The sequence below is a fragment of the Cryobacterium sp. TmT2-59 genome, from assembly GCF_004403545.1.
In the GTDB taxonomy this organism is placed as follows: Bacteria; Actinomycetota; Actinomycetes; order Actinomycetales; family Microbacteriaceae; genus Cryobacterium; species Cryobacterium shii.
Genome location: NZ_SOGM01000015.1, coordinates 15,124 through 30,458 on the forward strand (window position 1 = coordinate 15,124; position 15,335 = coordinate 30,458).

The 15,335-nt window shown below is 70.5% G+C and carries 14 protein-coding genes and 1 pseudogene; 2 read left to right on the forward strand and 13 right to left on the reverse strand.

Going from position 1 to position 15,335, the window contains the following annotated elements:
• Positions 1-6: 6 nt before the first annotated feature.
• The 4 genes from E3T24_RS02205 to E3T24_RS02220 are packed head-to-tail and all read right to left on the reverse strand — an operon-like array spanning position 7 to position 3,139.
• Positions 7-819, reverse strand: a complete 813-nt coding sequence (locus tag E3T24_RS02205; RefSeq protein ID WP_134365045.1) for a pseudouridine synthase — start codon at positions 817-819, stop codon at positions 7-9.
• Positions 816-1,436, reverse strand: a complete 621-nt coding sequence (locus E3T24_RS02210; protein WP_134410132.1) for an SMC-Scp complex subunit ScpB — start codon at positions 1,434-1,436, stop codon at positions 816-818. Before E3T24_RS02210 ends, E3T24_RS02205 begins: the two co-directional genes overlap by 4 nt.
• Positions 1,426-2,235 (reverse strand): ScpA family protein, encoded by an 810-nt coding sequence (locus tag E3T24_RS02215; RefSeq protein WP_134365043.1) that lies wholly within the window; start codon positions 2,233-2,235, stop codon positions 1,426-1,428. Before E3T24_RS02215 ends, E3T24_RS02210 begins: the two co-directional genes overlap by 11 nt.
• A complete protein-coding gene (locus E3T24_RS02220; RefSeq protein ID WP_241975738.1) occupies positions 2,219-3,139 on the reverse strand; it encodes a ParA family protein in 921 nt (306 codons plus the stop codon). Before E3T24_RS02220 ends, E3T24_RS02215 begins: the two co-directional genes overlap by 17 nt.
• 153 nt (positions 3,140-3,292) lie before the next feature.
• On the opposite strand from E3T24_RS02220, the gene E3T24_RS02225 reads away from it, so the two are divergent.
• Together E3T24_RS02225 and E3T24_RS02230 are read left to right on the forward strand one after the other, a co-directional pair.
• Positions 3,293-4,588 (forward strand): glycosyltransferase, encoded by a 1,296-nt coding sequence (locus E3T24_RS02225; protein WP_241978591.1) that lies wholly within the window; start codon positions 3,293-3,295, stop codon positions 4,586-4,588.
• Complete coding sequence (locus tag E3T24_RS02230; protein ID WP_134365041.1) at positions 4,585-5,382, forward strand: PIG-L family deacetylase; 798 nt, start codon at positions 4,585-4,587, stop codon at positions 5,380-5,382. Before E3T24_RS02225 ends, E3T24_RS02230 begins: the two co-directional genes overlap by 4 nt.
• Before the next feature lie 94 nt (positions 5,383-5,476).
• On the opposite strand, the gene xerD is transcribed toward E3T24_RS02230, so the two are convergent.
• The 9 genes and pseudogenes from xerD to E3T24_RS17785 all read right to left on the reverse strand — a co-directional run.
• Positions 5,477-6,454 (reverse strand): site-specific tyrosine recombinase XerD, encoded by a 978-nt coding sequence (gene xerD / locus E3T24_RS02235; RefSeq protein ID WP_134434233.1) that lies wholly within the window; start codon positions 6,452-6,454, stop codon positions 5,477-5,479.
• A 134-nt stretch (positions 6,455-6,588) separates the two neighbouring features.
• Positions 6,589-7,212 (reverse strand): NUDIX hydrolase, encoded by a 624-nt coding sequence (locus E3T24_RS02240; RefSeq protein WP_134365057.1) that lies wholly within the window; start codon positions 7,210-7,212, stop codon positions 6,589-6,591.
• A 58-nt stretch (positions 7,213-7,270) separates the two neighbouring features.
• Positions 7,271-8,947, reverse strand: a complete 1,677-nt coding sequence (locus E3T24_RS02245) for a CTP synthase (protein WP_241975756.1) — start codon at positions 8,945-8,947, stop codon at positions 7,271-7,273.
• Positions 8,948-9,066: 119 nt separating this feature from the next.
• A pseudogene (gene recN, locus E3T24_RS02250) lies at positions 9,067-10,781 on the reverse strand (DNA repair protein RecN).
• Positions 10,774-11,694 carry an NAD kinase gene (locus E3T24_RS02255; RefSeq protein ID WP_134365038.1) on the reverse strand — a complete coding sequence of 307 codons (921 nt, stop codon included), beginning with the start codon at positions 11,692-11,694 and terminating at the stop codon, positions 10,774-10,776. Before E3T24_RS02255 ends, recN begins: the two are co-directional and overlap by 8 nt.
• Positions 11,691-12,506, reverse strand: coding sequence for a TlyA family RNA methyltransferase (locus E3T24_RS02260; RefSeq protein ID WP_134402340.1), 816 nt, complete (start codon positions 12,504-12,506; stop codon positions 11,691-11,693). The genes E3T24_RS02255 and E3T24_RS02260 overlap by 4 nt, the downstream gene beginning before the upstream one ends.
• 41 nt (positions 12,507-12,547) lie before the next feature.
• Positions 12,548-12,730, reverse strand: a complete 183-nt coding sequence (locus tag E3T24_RS02265; RefSeq protein ID WP_134365037.1) for a hypothetical protein — start codon at positions 12,728-12,730, stop codon at positions 12,548-12,550.
• A gap of 10 nt (positions 12,731-12,740) precedes the next feature.
• The gene (locus E3T24_RS02270; RefSeq protein WP_134434234.1) at positions 12,741-13,772 is read right to left on the reverse strand and encodes an HAD-IIA family hydrolase; all 1,032 of its coding nucleotides are present in this window, start codon (positions 13,770-13,772) and stop codon (positions 12,741-12,743) included.
• Positions 13,747-15,335: hypothetical protein (locus tag E3T24_RS17785; protein ID WP_241978592.1), on the reverse strand; the 1,589-nt coding region annotated here is incomplete at its 5' end. The genes E3T24_RS17785 and E3T24_RS02270, both read right to left, overlap by 26 nt.

Sequence of the window (15,335 nt, forward strand, 5' to 3'; positions counted from 1 at the left end):
GCCGGCCTAGTTCTTCGTTTCGGCCCGCGACACGGTGAGCAGCTGACCGAGTTCAACCTTAGTCAAATCGCGCGCATCGCCGACCCGGAGGGTGCCGAGGTGCAGCGGTCCGAACTGGCGGCGCACCAGGTCGACGACGGGGTGGCCGACGGCCTCCATCATGCGGCGCACGATCCGGTTGCGGCCGGAGTGCAGGGTGAGCTCGACCAGGCTGAAGCCGTCGCCGGGAGGACTGGTCAGGATGCGGGCCTTGTCGGCGGCGATGGGGCCGTCGTCGAGTTCGATGCCGTTCTGCAGCAGCTGGATGGTCTGCGGCGACACGCGGCCCTCGACCTTGGCGATGTAGGTCTTCAAGACCCCGAACGACGGATGCGCGAGCACGTGTGCGAGGTCGCCGTCGTTGGTCAGGATCAGCAGGCCGCTCGTCATCGCGTCGAGGCGGCCCACGTTGAACAGGCGTTCCTCGAACTGGTCGGTGAACTCGCGCAGGTCGGGGCGGCCGCTCTCATCCTGCATCGAGGAGACGACGCCGACGGGCTTGTTCAGCATCACGTAGCGGCGGCTGGTGTCCAGCTGCACGGCGATGTTGTCGACCATGATCTGGTCGGAGTCGGGGTGGATGCGGCGGCCCAGTTCGGTGACGACCTTGCCGTTCACGCGCACGCGGCCGGCGGCGATCATGTCTTCGGACACGCGGCGGGAGGCCACGCCGGCGGAGGCCATGACCTTCTGCAGGCGCACGCCGTCGGCGGCGGCCTCCGGGTTGGTCGGCGTGCCCTGGGGCGGAGTCCCCGGTGTCTCCTGGTAGTCATTCGTCATGGCAGATCCTCAAATCCGTTGGCACCGTCATTGAGCAACGGCGATATATAGGGCAACTCGTCGAGCGAGTTGATTCCGAGCTGGGTGAGCAACAAGTCTGTGGTGCCGTAGTTGATCGCACCGGTCTCACTATCGGTGAAGGCTTCGGTGATCAGACCGCGGCCCAGCAGAGTGCGCACGACCGAGTCCACATTAACGGCACGAATCGAGGCTACAGCCCCGCGGCTGATCGGTTGCTTGTAAGCGATCACCGCGAGGGTCTCCAGTGCGGCCTGCGAGAGCCGGCTGGGGTTCTGGGTGACCACGAAGTCGGCCACGGCCAGGTCGTGCTCGGCGCGCACGTAGATGCGCCAGCCGCCGGCCACCTCGCGCAGTTCGAAGCCACGGCGCACGGTGCCGGCGAGGCCGTCGAAGTCGGCCACGAGCCGGTCCACGGCCGCGCGCACCCGGGGCAGCGGGGCGTCGACCGCCGCCGCGAGGTGCAGCAGGCTCTGGGGCTCGTCGGCGACCATCAGGATCGCCTCGAGGGTGCGTTCGAGGGCCGGCTCGACGGCATCCGTCGGCTGCGTGTTCTGCTCGGCCCGGGCTGGCTGGACGGCGTGAGCGTTACTGGTCATAGTCGGCTCCGAGGTTGGCGAGGGTGTCTTCACTCCAGGATTCGGCGCTCCAGTGCAGGCTGAGGTCGCCGAGTGGTTCGAGCTGGTCGAACGAGATCGCGCCGAGCCGGTAGAGCTCGAGCACGGCCAGGAAACGGGCGATCACCATGCCTTTTTGCGGGGTGTCGACGATCAGCTCGCGGAAGGTGAGGGTCTCCCCCGGGCGCAGCATCATTACGATCCAGGCCGCCTGTTCACGGATGCTGACCAGCGGCGCGTGCAGGTGGTCGAGCCCCACGGTGGGCAGCTCCCGCGGGGTGAGGGCCAGCGCGGCGAGGGCGCCGAAGTCGGCGAGGGAGAGGGTCCAGACCAGCTCGGGGGTCTGTTGCCGGAACTTCTCCTCGAGCCGCACCGCGCGCACGTGCCGGGTGGATTCGGTGTCGAGGTGCTCCTGGAACCAGAGCGAGGCGGTCTTGAACGCGCGGTACTGCAGCAGCCGGGCGAACAAAAGGTCGCGGGCCTCGAGCAGGGCGGCGTCTTCCGCGTCGACGAGCTCACCCTGGGGCAGCAGGCCGGCCACCTTCAGATCGAGCAGGGTCGCCGCGACGACCAGGAATTCGGTGGCCTGGTCGAGTTCCTCGGTCTGGTCGAGGCCGCGCAGATAGGCGATGAATTCATCCGTCACCCGGCTGAGCGAGATCTCGGTGATGTCGAGTTCGTGCTTGCCGATCAGGGTCAGGAGCAGGTCGAACGGGCCCTCGAAGTTGCCGAGGGCAACCGAAAATGTCTTCGGAGCGGCCGCGTCAGGCGACGGCGCCACGCTGGATCAGTTCCCGCGCCGCCTGCTTGTAAGCCTTGGCGGCCGCGTGCTCTGGCGCGAATTCGGTGATCGGCACCCCGGCGACGCTGGCATCGGGGAACTTGACCGTGCGGCCGATGACGGTCTCGAGCACGCTCTCGCCGAAGGCGTCGACGACGCGCTCGAGCACCTCGCGGGAGTGCAGCGTGCGGGAGTCGAACATGGTCGCGAGGATGCCGTCGAGCTCGATGGCGGGGTTGAGGCGGTCGCGCACCTTGTCGATGGTCTCGATCAGGAGGGCCACACCGCGGAGGGCGAAGAACTCGCACTCGAGCGGGATGAGCACGCCGTGGCTGGCGGTGAGGGCGTTCACGGTGAGGATGCCGAGCGAGGGCTGGCAGTCGATCAGGATCACGTCGTAGTCGGCGGAGATCTTGCGCAGCACCCGGGCGAGGATCTGCTCGCGGGCGACCTCGTTGACCAGGTGCACCTCCGCGGCGGACAGGTCGATGTTCGCCGGGATGATGTCGAGGTTGTGCACGGACGTCTTCTGGATGGCGTCGTGCGGGTTGACCGATCCGCTCAGGAGCAGGTCGTAGATGGTGGTGACGTCGTGGGTGGGCACGCCGAGACCGGCGGACAGTGCGCCCTGCGGGTCGAAGTCGATGGCCAGCACGCGGCGGCCGTAGCCGGCCAGCGCGGCACCCAGGTTGATGGTGGTCGTCGTCTTGCCGACGCCGCCCTTCTGGTTGCACAGGGAGATGATCCGGGCCGGGCCGTGACTGACCAGTGTCACCGGCTCGTCGAAGTCGCGCTTCGGGCGCCCAGTCGCACCGACTGGTACCTCGTCCAGACCGGGGAGTCGTACCCGGTCATCTTGCTTGCGCGCCACTGAGATGTCCCCGATCCGTCCTGCACCAATCACTGTGTTCGAGTGTACCGATTCACGGGGGCACATTTGGGCAGGGATCGCCGAAAAGGCCGGTCTGCCAGCCAAATCCGGAGGTGAATCCGCGTCTGGGGGGACGCTGTGAACCGGCACAGGGGGCGTCACAGGCTGGTGAGTTAAGATTTCACAGTGCCTCACCTCTCTGCGCCCGTCCCTGCGCCTCTCCGTATCGCGCTCGTCTGCCTGCACACCTCGCCGGGTGCCGAGCCCGGTTCCGGCGACGCCGGCGGCATGAACGTGGTCGTGCGGCACCAGGCCGAGGCCCTCGCCGCCGCCGGGCACCAGGTCGAGATCCTCACCCGGCGCTCCTCGACCGAGCTGTCCGACGTGCAGCTGACCCCGGGGGTCACCCTCCGGTTCCTCGACGCCGGCCCGGCCCGTCCGGTTCCCAAGGGCGACCACGAGGGCTTCATCGACGCGTTCCGGGTGCGGATGGCCGCGCTGGGACCGTACGACGTCATCCACTCGCACCACTGGTTCTCCGGCATGGCGGCCCTGCCGCTGGCCCGCCTGCGCGGTGTCCCCCACGTGCAGAGCTTCCACAGCATCGCCGCGGACGAGTCGACGCCGCTGTCGGCCGGCGAACGCGCCGAATCCCCGGGCCGGATGGCCGGGGAGGCCTGGCTCGCCCAGACATCCGACGCCATCGTGGCGATCAGCGAAGCCGAGGCCGACACCGTCGTGCGGCGGCTCGGCGGGTCGCCGGACCGGGTTGCGATCGTGCTGCCGGGCGTCGACGGGACGCTGTTCCGGCCGACCGGGGTCGCTTCGGCGGCCGGGGTCGCTTCCCCTGCCGAGGTCACTTCCCCGGCCGGGGCCACCTCGCCTGCCGGGCGGGGCTACGCCGTCGTCGCCGCGCGCCTGCAGCCGCTCAAGGGTCTGGACCTCGCGATCGAGGCGATCGCGGCCGTGTCGGCGGAGCTGCGCCCCGAACTCGTGATCGCGGGGGACGCCTCCAGCGACTACGACGGGTACATCGACGAGCTGCAGGCCCTCGCGGCCCGCCACGGGATCGCGTCGGGCGTGCGTTTCGTCGGCCCGCAGTCCCGCGCCGACCTGGCCGGGCTGCTGCGCGGCGCCCGGGTGGTGCTGGTGCCGTCCCACTCGGAAACGTACGGCCTGGTCGCGCTGGAGGCTGCCGCCAGCGGCGTGCCCGTCGTCGCCGCCGCGGCCGGCGGGTTGCGTGAGGCCGTGGTCAACGGGGACACGGGGGTGGTGCTGGACTCCCGGGATCCCGAGGTGTGGGCGGAGGCGCTCACCGGCATCCTCTCGAACCCCGCCTTCGCCCGCCGGCTGTCCCTGGCCGCCCGGGAGCGGGCGGAGCACCTGGACTGGCCGCGCTCGGCGGAGGGTCTGCTGGCGGTCTACCGTTCGCTCGTGGGCCCCGGCGACGAGGGTTGGCGGCACACGCTCCTGAGCGCATGAGCGGGGCTGGCGGCGCTGCTGATTTTGACCGGCCGGGCTTCGGCGGGCCGGATTTTGACGGGCCGGGCCTTCTGGACGGGGTGGCGTCGGTGCTGTTCGTGCACGCGCACCCCGACGACGAGACCATTTCGACCGGCGCTCTGATCGCGGAGCTGGTGGCCCGCGGCATCCGGGTGTCGCTGCTGACCGCCACCCGCGGCGAGCAGGGCGACGTCGTGCCGGGGCCGCTGTCGGTGCTCGAGGGCACGGATGCGCTCACGCACGAGCGCGAGCAGGAGTTGCGGCGGGCCGCGGAGACTCTCGGCATCGCTGCGCGGTTCCGGCTCGGTGAACGTCCCGCGCGGGCCGGTCACCTGCAGCGCCGCGTCTACCGTGACTCGGGCATGAAGTGGATCCGCCCCGGGCTCGCCGGGCCCGCCGACGACATCGACGATGACGCCCTGGTGCGGGCGCCGCTGGCGGAGGTGGCCGCCGATGTGGCCGCGCTGATCGCGCAGCTTCGGCCCGACCTGGTGATCAGCTACGACAACGGCGGCGGCTACGGGCATCCGGACCATGTACGCATGCACGAGGCGACCCTGGCGGCCTGCCGGGCGGAGAGCGCACCGTTCGCCGAGGTCGTGCACGATCCGGCCCCGGACGCGGAGTGGTTCGCCCTCGACCGGCACCTCGCCACGGTGACCGCAGCCCTCCGCTGCCACGCCAGCCAGCTCACCGTCGACGGCGCGCACATCGTGCACTCGGGCGGGCAGCGCGAGCCGATCACCCTGGCCGTGGGGCTCCGCGCCCTCTGACCCGGTCTGCGCCGCTCCCACGGGGGCCGCGATAGTTCCCGTTCCGGTCGAGAGTGACCGTTACACCGGGCACTCTCGACCGGAACGGGAACAGTTAGGCGGGGTCTGGCCCCGAGGGCGGGATAGGTGAGACGGGCGGGACGGGCGAGGACGGGACCGGCGGGACCGGCGGGACCGGCGGGACCGGACGGGCGCGGGGGTGCGCGGTCGTGTACATGTCGCGGAGGGTGTCGGCGGTGACCAGGGTGTAGATCTGGGTGGTGGCGACCGAGGAATGGCCGAGCAACTCCTGCACCACGCGCACATCGGCCCCGCCCTCGAGCAGGTGGGTGGCGAAGGAATGCCGCAGCGTGTGCGGCGACACGTGCCCCTCGAGTCCGGCCCGCTCGGCGGCGGCACGGATGATCAGCCATGCATTCTGCCGGCTGACCCGCTGTCCGCGGAGGCCGAGGAACAGGGCCGGAGTGGCCTTGCCTCGCCCCGACAGCAGGGGCCTCCCCCGAACCAGCCAGATGTCGAGGGCCGTGCGCGCGAAGCTGCCGACGGGCACGATGCGCTGCTTGTTGCCCTTGCCGGTCAGGCGCACGACGTCGGGCTCGAGCACGTCGTCCACGTTGAGATTGACCACCTCGGACACCCGTGCGCCGGTGGCGTAGAGCAGCTCCAGCAGGGCCTTGTCGCGCAGGTTCTGCACCTCGTCGCCGTCGGTCGCCGCGAGCAGGGCCGTGACCTGCTCGACCGAGATGGCCTTGGGCAGCCGGGTGCCGAGCTTCGGCGGCTTGGACTCGTGCGCGACATCCGTCTCGACCACGCCCTCCTCGAGCAGGAACCGGTGGAAGCCGCGCACCGTCGACAGGATGCGCGCGATCGACGCCGCCGTCAGCGGCGACTCCTCCCGGGAACCCAGGAACCGCAAGAACTCGGAGATGTGCTGCGCCGTGATCCCGGCCAGCGCGGCGAGGTCGGCGGCGGCGAGCCAGCGGCCGTAGATCACGAGGTCGCGCCGGTACGCGGCGACGGTGTTGGCGCTCAGCCCGCGCTCGACCGCGACGTGCCGCAAAAAGGAATCCATGGCCGAAGCCACGGCCGGAGCAACCGTCGGAGTATCAGCCGGAACCACGGCTGAGCGCGCAGCCGCAGTCGCAGCCGAAGGCACAGCCGCTGCCGGCACCACAGCCGACTCCCCGCCCGCAGCCGCCGGGGCGGTCACACCTCGTGGTCCCAATTGGTCGGATGCCGCGGCCACGGCGTGTCCGCCGGCGCGAGGCTGCTCCACCCGCGGGCCCGGGCGGCGTGCGCGGCCAGGGCGCCGATCACGAGCGACGGGTTCTGCACCTTGCTCGCCAGGATGGCGTCGACGCACTCGTCAAGGGGAACCCAGCGGATCTCGATGTCGGCTTCCTCCTCGGTGCGCGCGAACACGTCGTCGGCGACCGCCAGGCCGCGGGCCAGGTAGATCCGGATGACCTCGTTGCTGCCGCCCGGCGAGGTGTAGAACTCGCTGAGCATGTCCCAGCGGGTCGCCGTGAGGTCGGCTTCCTCGGCCAGCTCCCGCTGCGCGCCGACGAGCGGGTGTTCCCCGGCTTCGTCGAGCAGGCCGGCGGGCAGTTCCCACTCCCGCACGCGCACCGGATGCCGGTACTGCTTGATCAGGAGTACGCGGTCCTGCTCGTCGAGGGCGAGGATCGCCACGGCGCCCGGGTGGTCCAGGTACTCGCGGATGATGCCCGAGCCGTTGTAGCCGAAGGTGTCGCGGCGCACGTCCCAGACCTTGCCGTCGAAGACGATCTCGGTGGCCGTGACCGGCGCGAACGCGAACTCGTCCGCCAGCGCCGACGGGTCGGATCCGGTGGAGTTGTCGGCGCTGACCGAGGTCTCAGTCACGGCGTCAGACAACGGCCGGGACGTCGAGATCGTCGACGGCTTCGCCCGCCTCGACCTCGAACAGACGGCTCGACTGCTGGCGGTCCAGGGCGGCGCCGATCAGGCCGCGAAACAACGGATGCGCGTGGCTGGGCCGGCTGCGCAGCTCCGGGTGCGCCTGCGTGCCCACGTAGAACGGGTGCTCCGAGCGCTTCAGCTCGACGTACTCGACCAGATGGCCGTCGGGCGAGGTTCCGGAGAACCACAGGCCGGCATCCGCGATCTGGCCACGGAACGCGTTGTTGACCTCGTAGCGGTGGCGGTGGCGCTCGGACGCCTCGGGGGCACCGTAGAGCTCCGCGACGATGGATCCCTCGGCCAGGGCGGCCGGGTAGAGGCCCAGGCGCATGGTGCCGCCCAGGTCGCCGCCGGCGATGATCTCGACCTGCTCCTCCATGGTCGCGATCACGGGGAACTCGGTGTCCTCGTCGAACTCGGAGGAGGAGGCGCCGGTCAGACCGGCCTTGTTGCGGGCGTACTCGATCACCATGCACTGCAGGCCGAGGCAGAGGCCGAGCACGGGGATCGCGTTCTCGCGGGCGAACTTGAGGGCACCGAGCTTGCCCTCGATGCCGCGCACGCCGAAACCGCCGGGAACGCAGATGCCGTCGAGCTCGCCGAGCAGGCGGGCGGCGCCCTCCTCGGTCTCGCAGTCGTCGGAGGCGATCCAGGTGACGTTGACCTTGGTCTGGTTGGCGAAACCGCCGGCGCGCAGCGCCTCGGTCACGGACAGGTAGGCGTCGGGCAGGTCGATGTACTTGCCGACCAGGCCGATGGTGACGGCGTGCTTGGGCTCGCGCACGGCGTCGAGCACCTTCTGCCAGCCGGTCCAGTCGACGTTGGTGACGGGCAGGCCGAGGTGGTCGGTGATGTAGCGGTCCAGGCCCTGGTCGTGCAACATGGTCGGGATCTCGTAAATGCTGGGCACGTCGATCGCGTTGACCACGGCGTCTTCGTCGACGTCGCACATGAGCGCGATCTTGCGCTTGTTCGAGTCGGAGACGGGACGGTCGCTGCGCAGCACGAGCGCATCCGGCTGGATCCCGATGGAACGCAGGGCGGCGACGGAGTGCTGGGTCGGCTTGGTCTTCTGCTCGCCCGCGGCGGCCATGAACGGCACCAGCGACACGTGCACGAAGAAGACGTTGTTGCGGCCGAGCTCGTGGCGCACCTGGCGGGCGGCCTCGAGGAACGGCTGCGATTCGATGTCGCCGACGGTGCCGCCGATTTCGGAGATGATGACGTCGGGGCGCAGCTCGTCGCTGGCCTGCAGGCGCATGCGGCGCTTGATCTCGTCGGTGATGTGCGGGATGACCTGCACGGTGTCGCCGAGGTATTCGCCGCGGCGTTCCTTGGCGATGACCTGCGAGTAGACCTGGCCGGTGGTGACGTTCGCCGCCTGGCTGAGGTTGATGTCGAGGAACCGCTCGTAGTGGCCGATGTCCAGGTCGGTTTCGGCGCCGTCGTCGGTCACGAAGACCTCGCCGTGCTGGAACGGGTTCATCGTGCCCGGGTCCACGTTGAGATAGGGGTCGAGCTTCTGCATGACGACGCGGAGACCGCTGGCCGTCAGGAGATTGCCGAGGCTGGCCGCCGTCAGGCCCTTGCCCAACGAAGAAACGACACCACCGGTCACAAAGATGTGCTTGGTCGTGTCGTCGCGTGCTGAGCCGTCAGAGCGTGCTGAGCTGTCTGAGCTGTCTGAATTGTCCGAGATTTTATTTTCCACCACGGGCTTCGACTCTATCACCTGGGTTCGGCCTAACGGTTGGAGTGGGCAAGGTTCATGAGTTCGCGCGCGTGTTCGAGCCCGCTTTCGGAGTCGGGCAGTCCCGACAGCAGCCGGGCCATCTCGGCTGCGCGTTCGTCGCCCTGCAGCTGGCGAACGCTGCTGGCGGTGACGGAGCCGTCGCTGTCCTTGACGACGCTGAGGTGGTTGCCGGCGAAGGCGGCGACCTGCGCCAGGTGGGTGACCACGATCACCTGCGCGGTTTCGGCAAGCCGGGCGAGTCGGCGGCCGATCTCGATCGCCGCGGCCCCGCCCACTCCGGCGTCGACCTCGTCGAAGACGAAGGTCGCCACCGGGTCGGTGGCGTTGATGACGACCTCGATCGCGAGCATCACCCGGGACAACTCGCCACCGGATGCCCCGCGGGCCAGGCTGCGCGGCTCGGCGCCCGCGTGGGGTCGGAGCAGGATCTTGACGAGGTCGCGCCCGGTGAGCGAGATCTCGGCCCGGCTGTCGACCTCGACGACGAGGGCGGCATTGGGCATCGCGAGGGCGGCGAGTTCGCCGGTGACGGCGGCCCCGAGCGACGCGGCCGCCGTGGTGCGGATGGCGGTGAGGCGGTCGGCGAGGGCGTCCATGGCGGCGCGGTCGGCGTCCGTCTCGGCGCGGAGGGCGTCGATCCGGTCGGTGTCGCTGTCGAGTTCGAGCAGCCGGGCGCTGCCGGTGTCGAGGAAGTCGATGGCTTCGTCGAGGCCGCCCACGTATTTTCGGGCCAGGGCGGTCAGCGCGGCGCGGCGTTCCTGCACGACCTCGAGTTCGCGGGCGCCGTCGGCGTCGAGGCCGGCGAGGTAGCTGGAGAGCTGTGCGGCGATGTCCGCGACCAGGAAGCCGGCGTTCGCGAGCGCCTCGGCCAGGGGCGGCAGGGCGGGGTCGTGCTCCCCGGCGCGCTCAAGCCGGCGTCGGGCGGAGTCCAGCAGGGAGACGGCGTCGGGCAGTCCGTCGGGGTTCTCTTCGGCGGAGAGCAGTTCCCGGGCCTGGGCGGCGGCGAGGCGCAGTTCTTCGAGGTTGCCGAGGCGTTCGGCGCGTTCGCCGAGCGCGTCGTCTTCGCCGCGTTGCGGTGCGACGAGTTCGACCTCGGCGATGGCGGCGCGCAGCTCTTCGGCTTCCAGCCGGCGCTGCTCCTGCTCGTCGACGAGACGGTCGAGGTCGGTCTGGTTGCCCTGCCACCGGTGGTAGGCGAGCTGGAAGAGGTCGAGGGTCTCGGCGAGGTCGGGGCCGGCGAACCGGTCCAGGGCCGCGCGCTGGGCGACGGCCGACCGCAGGCGCACCTGGTCGGACTGCCCGTGCACGACGACCAGGTCGCCGCCGAGGTCGGCGAGCACACTCGCGGGAGCGCCGCGGCCGCCCACGACGGCCCGGCTGCGTCCCTCGGCCGAGACCGATCGGCTCAGGAGGAGCTCCGGCCCGTCGAGGTCTCCCCCGGCGTCCCGCACGCGCTGCGCGACGGCGCCGTCGGCGGGGATCAGCCAGCGGCCTTCGACCCAGCTCTGCGTCTGGCCCTGACGCACGAGCCCCGGGTCGGCCCGGTCGCCGAGCAGCAGGCCCAGCGCGGTGACGACCATGGTCTTGCCCGCGCCGGTCTCCCCGGTTACGGCGGTGAAACCGGGGCCGAGCGGCAGGGTGGCCTCCCGGATCACGCCGAGATCCCGGATCACGAGTTCCTCGATCATGCGGAACCCCTATTCACGGCCGACCGGGCCTCTCCAGCCCGTCACGGGCAGGTTGAACTTGTTGACCAGGCGGTCGGTGAACGGGGCGACGTGCAGCCGGGCCAGGCGCACCGGGACGGGCGAACGGCGAACGATCACGCGCGACCCCGGCGGCAGGTCCTGCACGCGGCGGCCGTCCGCGCAGAGCACCGCGGCCCCGCCGGTGCGGGCGAGAACCTCGACCGCGAGCGACGAATCCGGGCCGACGACGAGCGGCCGGGCGAAGAGGGCGTGCGCGCTGAGCGGCACGAGCAGGAGGGCGTCGAGCGTCGGCCAGACGATCGGGCCGCCGGCCGAGAAGGCGTAGGCGGTGGACCCGGTCGGCGTGGACATGACCACGCCGTCGCAGCCGAAGGAAGAGAGCGGCCGGCCGTCGACCTCGATCACGACCTCGAGCATCCGTTCGCGGCTGGACTTCTCGACGGTGGCCTCGTTCAGCGCCCAGGTCTCGTAGATCACGTCGTCGCCGAGCTTGACCCGCACGGCCAGGGCCATGCGTTCCTCGACCAGGTAGTCGCGGGACAGGGCGCGGCGCACGGCCTCGCCGAGGTCGTCGCGTTCGCTCTCGGCCAGGAAGCCGACGTGGCCGAGGTTGATGCCGAGGAGGGGAGCGGAGCAGCCGCGCACGAGCTCGGCGGCGCGCAGGATTGTGCCGTCGCCGCCGAGCACGATGGCGAGTTCCAGTTCGGTGGTCTCGACGCTCTCGTGCAGGATCGCCAGGCGATCGGTGAGTTCTGGGCAGGATGCGAGCAGGTCGGCCCGCTCCTCGCGGGCCATCACGGGCGCCGCACCGGCGGCGAGGAGCTGCTCGCAGACGGTGACCGCGGCCTCCAGCGAGTCCCGGCGCCCGGTGTGGGCGACGACGAGGAAGTGGCGGGGTGCTTTGCTCATTTCGTCACTCCCACCAGTGCAGTCGTCTGCTCGATCCATTCTGTCGGATTGCTGCCTCCCGTGCTGGTCAGCCAGCACAAATACTCGCGGTTCCCGGCCCCACCGGCGATCGGCGAGGCAATCAGGCCGCGGGTGCCGAGGCCCAGGTCCCAGGCTGCCCAGAGCACCCCGGCGATTGCGTCGGCCCGGAGGCCCGGATCGTGCACGACCCCCTCACGGATGCTGCCCTTGCCGACCTCGAACTGCGGCTTGATCAGCAGCACGAAATCGGCGCCGGGCAGGGCGGTGGCCACCAGCGCGGGCAGAACGGTGGTCAGGGAGATGAACGAGAGGTCGCCGACGACGAGGTCGGCGCGCTGCGGCACCCCGGAGGCGGCCGCGATGGACTCGGCGGTGGCGTAGCGCAGGTTGAAACCCTCGACGAGCACCAGCTTCGGTTCATTGGCGAGCAGAGGCGCGAGCTGCCCGTGCCCGACGTCGACCGCGATCACCTGGCCGGCGCCGCGTTCGAGCAGCACCTGGCTGAAACCGCCCGTTGACGCGCCGGCATCCAGCACCGTGCGGCCGGCCACCGGCAGCTCGAAGACGTCCAGCGCGGCGATGAGCTTGTGGGCACCGCGGCTGACGTAGTGGTCGGTCGCCGCCACCTCGATGGTCTGGTTCTCGCGCACCTTCACGGATGCCTTGACCACCGGTTTGCCGTCGACCGTGACCAGCCCCGCCACGATCAGCTGCGCGGCCACGGTTCGCGACCGGGCCAGCCCGCGTTCGGCGAGGGCCGTGTCGAGGCGCTGCGGCTCAGGTTCGGGCATCTCGTCGGGTACAGGGGATTGGTCGGGCATCTGTCCCTCGGTCATGAGTTCGTCGATCGTGGAACGTCTCCACCCTCGAGGTGGTCGCGCAGCCGGTCGTGCACCTGCACGTACGCGGCTGCGCGCTCCTCCAGGGGCTGGTCATCGATCGCGGCGAGCTGGCCGACGAGTTCGTCGGCCAGCCCGTCCGCGGTCGAATCCTGGTTCACGTCGTCTGTTTTCACGACTTCAACGTTACCGTCCGAGATACAGTCGCTCCGGGACGTTGAGCCCGTAGATGGGGCGACCGGATGCCCAGATCACGGCGCAGGCGGCGCGGAGTAGGTTGATGGAGCCATCCCCCTCGGCCACGATCTGCACGTCGGCGCCCTGGATCCGCACCGTCGCCCCGGCGACCGTGGCGGAGGTGCCATCCTTGGAGAAGACGGTCTCCGGGTACGGTTCGTGCAGCTGGCGCAGATCGTCGAGGATGAACTGCGGCCGGGAGGTGGGGTCGGCGGCCAGGGCCTGCTTGGCCTTGTCGATGCCGGTGAGCACCAGTACGGCCGGGATCCCGGCGCGGTTGGCGCCGAGGATGTCCGTGTCGAGGCGATCGCCGATGAAGAGCGGCTGGGCGGCCTGGAACCGGTTGACCGCCTCCGTGAAGATGGCGACCTCCGGTTTGCCGGCCACGATCGGCAGACGCCCGACCGCGGTGTGCACCGCGGAGACGAGCGTGCCGTTGCCGGGAGCGATCCCCCGGGCGACCGGGATGGTCCAGTCGGTGTTGGTGGCGATCCAGGGGATCTGCACCCCGTCCTCGTTGGGGTGAAGAGCGAAAGCGGCTTCCGCGAGGTCCTTCCAGCCGAGTTCGGGCGAGAAGCCCTGAATCACGGCGGCCGGCTCGTCGTCGGCGGACCGGGTGACGACGAAGCCACCCTTTTCGACCTCGGTGACGAGCCCCTCTCCCCCGACGACGAGGATGCGGGATCCGGCGGGCACCTCGTTCGCGAGCAGCCGCACGGCGGCCTGGGGCGAGGTGACGACATCCGTCGCCGTGGCATGCAGGCCGAGCTCGGTCAGGTGCGCGGCGACGGACCGGTCGGTGCGGGACGCGTTGTTGGTGAGGTAACCGACCCGGGCGGTTTCCGCCGCCCGGTTCAGGCTCTCCACGGCGAACGGGATCGCCCCCGGACCGGTGTAGACCACACCGTCCAGGTCGGCGAGGACGACGTCGACGCCGGTCAGCGGGGTCACCGGCTCAGGCACGCGGCGACGCCTCAGCATCCTGCTCCGCCCCGTCGTCGGGGTCGGACGCGGAGTCGCCCTCGTCGTCGGTGTCTTCGTGGTCGTCGTCGTCTTCCTCTTCGGTGTCTTCGTCGTCGTCACTGTCGGCAACGTCGTTCTCGCTGACGTCGTCGCCGAGTTCAGTTCCCTCGAATTCCTCGTCTTCGTCGTCTTCTTCGTCGATCTCGAGGATCTCCATGGTTTCATCCAGGTCGGTCGTGCCCGAGACGGCCGAGTCGGCACGTTCGGCCCGCTCGTTCCAGAGTTCGGCTTCGTCTTCACGGCCGAGCTCGGCCAGAACCTCGGCGTAGGCGGCGAAGAGTTCGGCGCTGTAGGAGTACGCGGTCTTCGGGTCCAGCTGCGGGATCTGCAGTTCGCTCAGAGCGGCCTCGGTCTCGCCGAGGTCGAGGCGTGCGCCCGACATTGCGATGGCCAGGGCCACCTGAACGGATGCCGGCAGCGAGGAACGCTCGACGGAGCGTCCCAGCTCCAGCGCCCGGTCGGGGCGACCGACACCACGCTCGCTGTCGACCATCAGTGCCAGCTGGTCGTTCGAGCCGGAGATGCGACGGTAGGTGCGGAGTTCCCGCAGTGCGAGGGCGAAATCGCCGGTCGCGTAGGCGGTGATCGCCAGGCTCTCGCGCACCACGGCGATGCGCCCGGCCCGACGGGCGGCGGACATCACGTGGCGGTGGGCGAGTTCCGGATCCTCGTCGATGACGCGCGCGGCCATGGCCAGGTGGCGGCCGACGGCCTCCGCGTTGTCCTTGCTGAGGGTCTTGAGTTCATTGCGGGCGATCCGGTCCAGATCCTGCGACGTGATGTCGTCGGGCAGTTCCGGGTCGTCGTGACGAGGCCGCACGGAGCGGAGCTCGCGCTGCATGCGCTGCTCTTCGGTCATCTCCTCTTCGACGACGCGCGCATCGCGGTCGCCGCGGGCCGGAGCGCCGTCGCGGGTCCACAGCTTCTTGCCGGCGTCGCCGCGCGGTGCACCGGCGCGGTTCGGCGAACCGCCGCGCTGGGTCCACGGCTTGTCGCCGCCCTGCTGGGGGCGGTCACTGCGCTCGGGACGTGCGCCATCCTTGGTCCACGGCTTGCGCTCCGCGCCGCCGCTGGGTCGGTCGCTGGATCGGTCGGAGTTGCCACGGTTGTACGCAGGACGCTCGCCGTCCTTCGCCCACAGCTTGCGCTCCGCGCCGCCACTGGGCCGGTCGGAGTGGCCACGGTACGGAGGACGCTCGCCATCACGCTGCGGACGGTCAGAGTTCCCACGGTACGGAGGACGCTCACCATCGCGCTGCGGACGATCAGAATTGCCGCGGTAGGGGGCACGCTCGTCGCCGCCGGTGGGGCGCTCGGAATTGCCACGGTAGCCGCCCGTGGACGGGCGATCGGAGTTACCACGGTAAGGAGGACGCTCGCCGCCGCTGCTGGGACGCTCGGAGTTTCCACGGTAGGGGGCACGCTCGCCGCCACCGGTGGGGCGCTCGGAGTTGCCACGGTACCCACCCGTGGACGGACGCTCGGAGTTGCCACGGTAGGGAGGACGCTCGCCGCCACCGG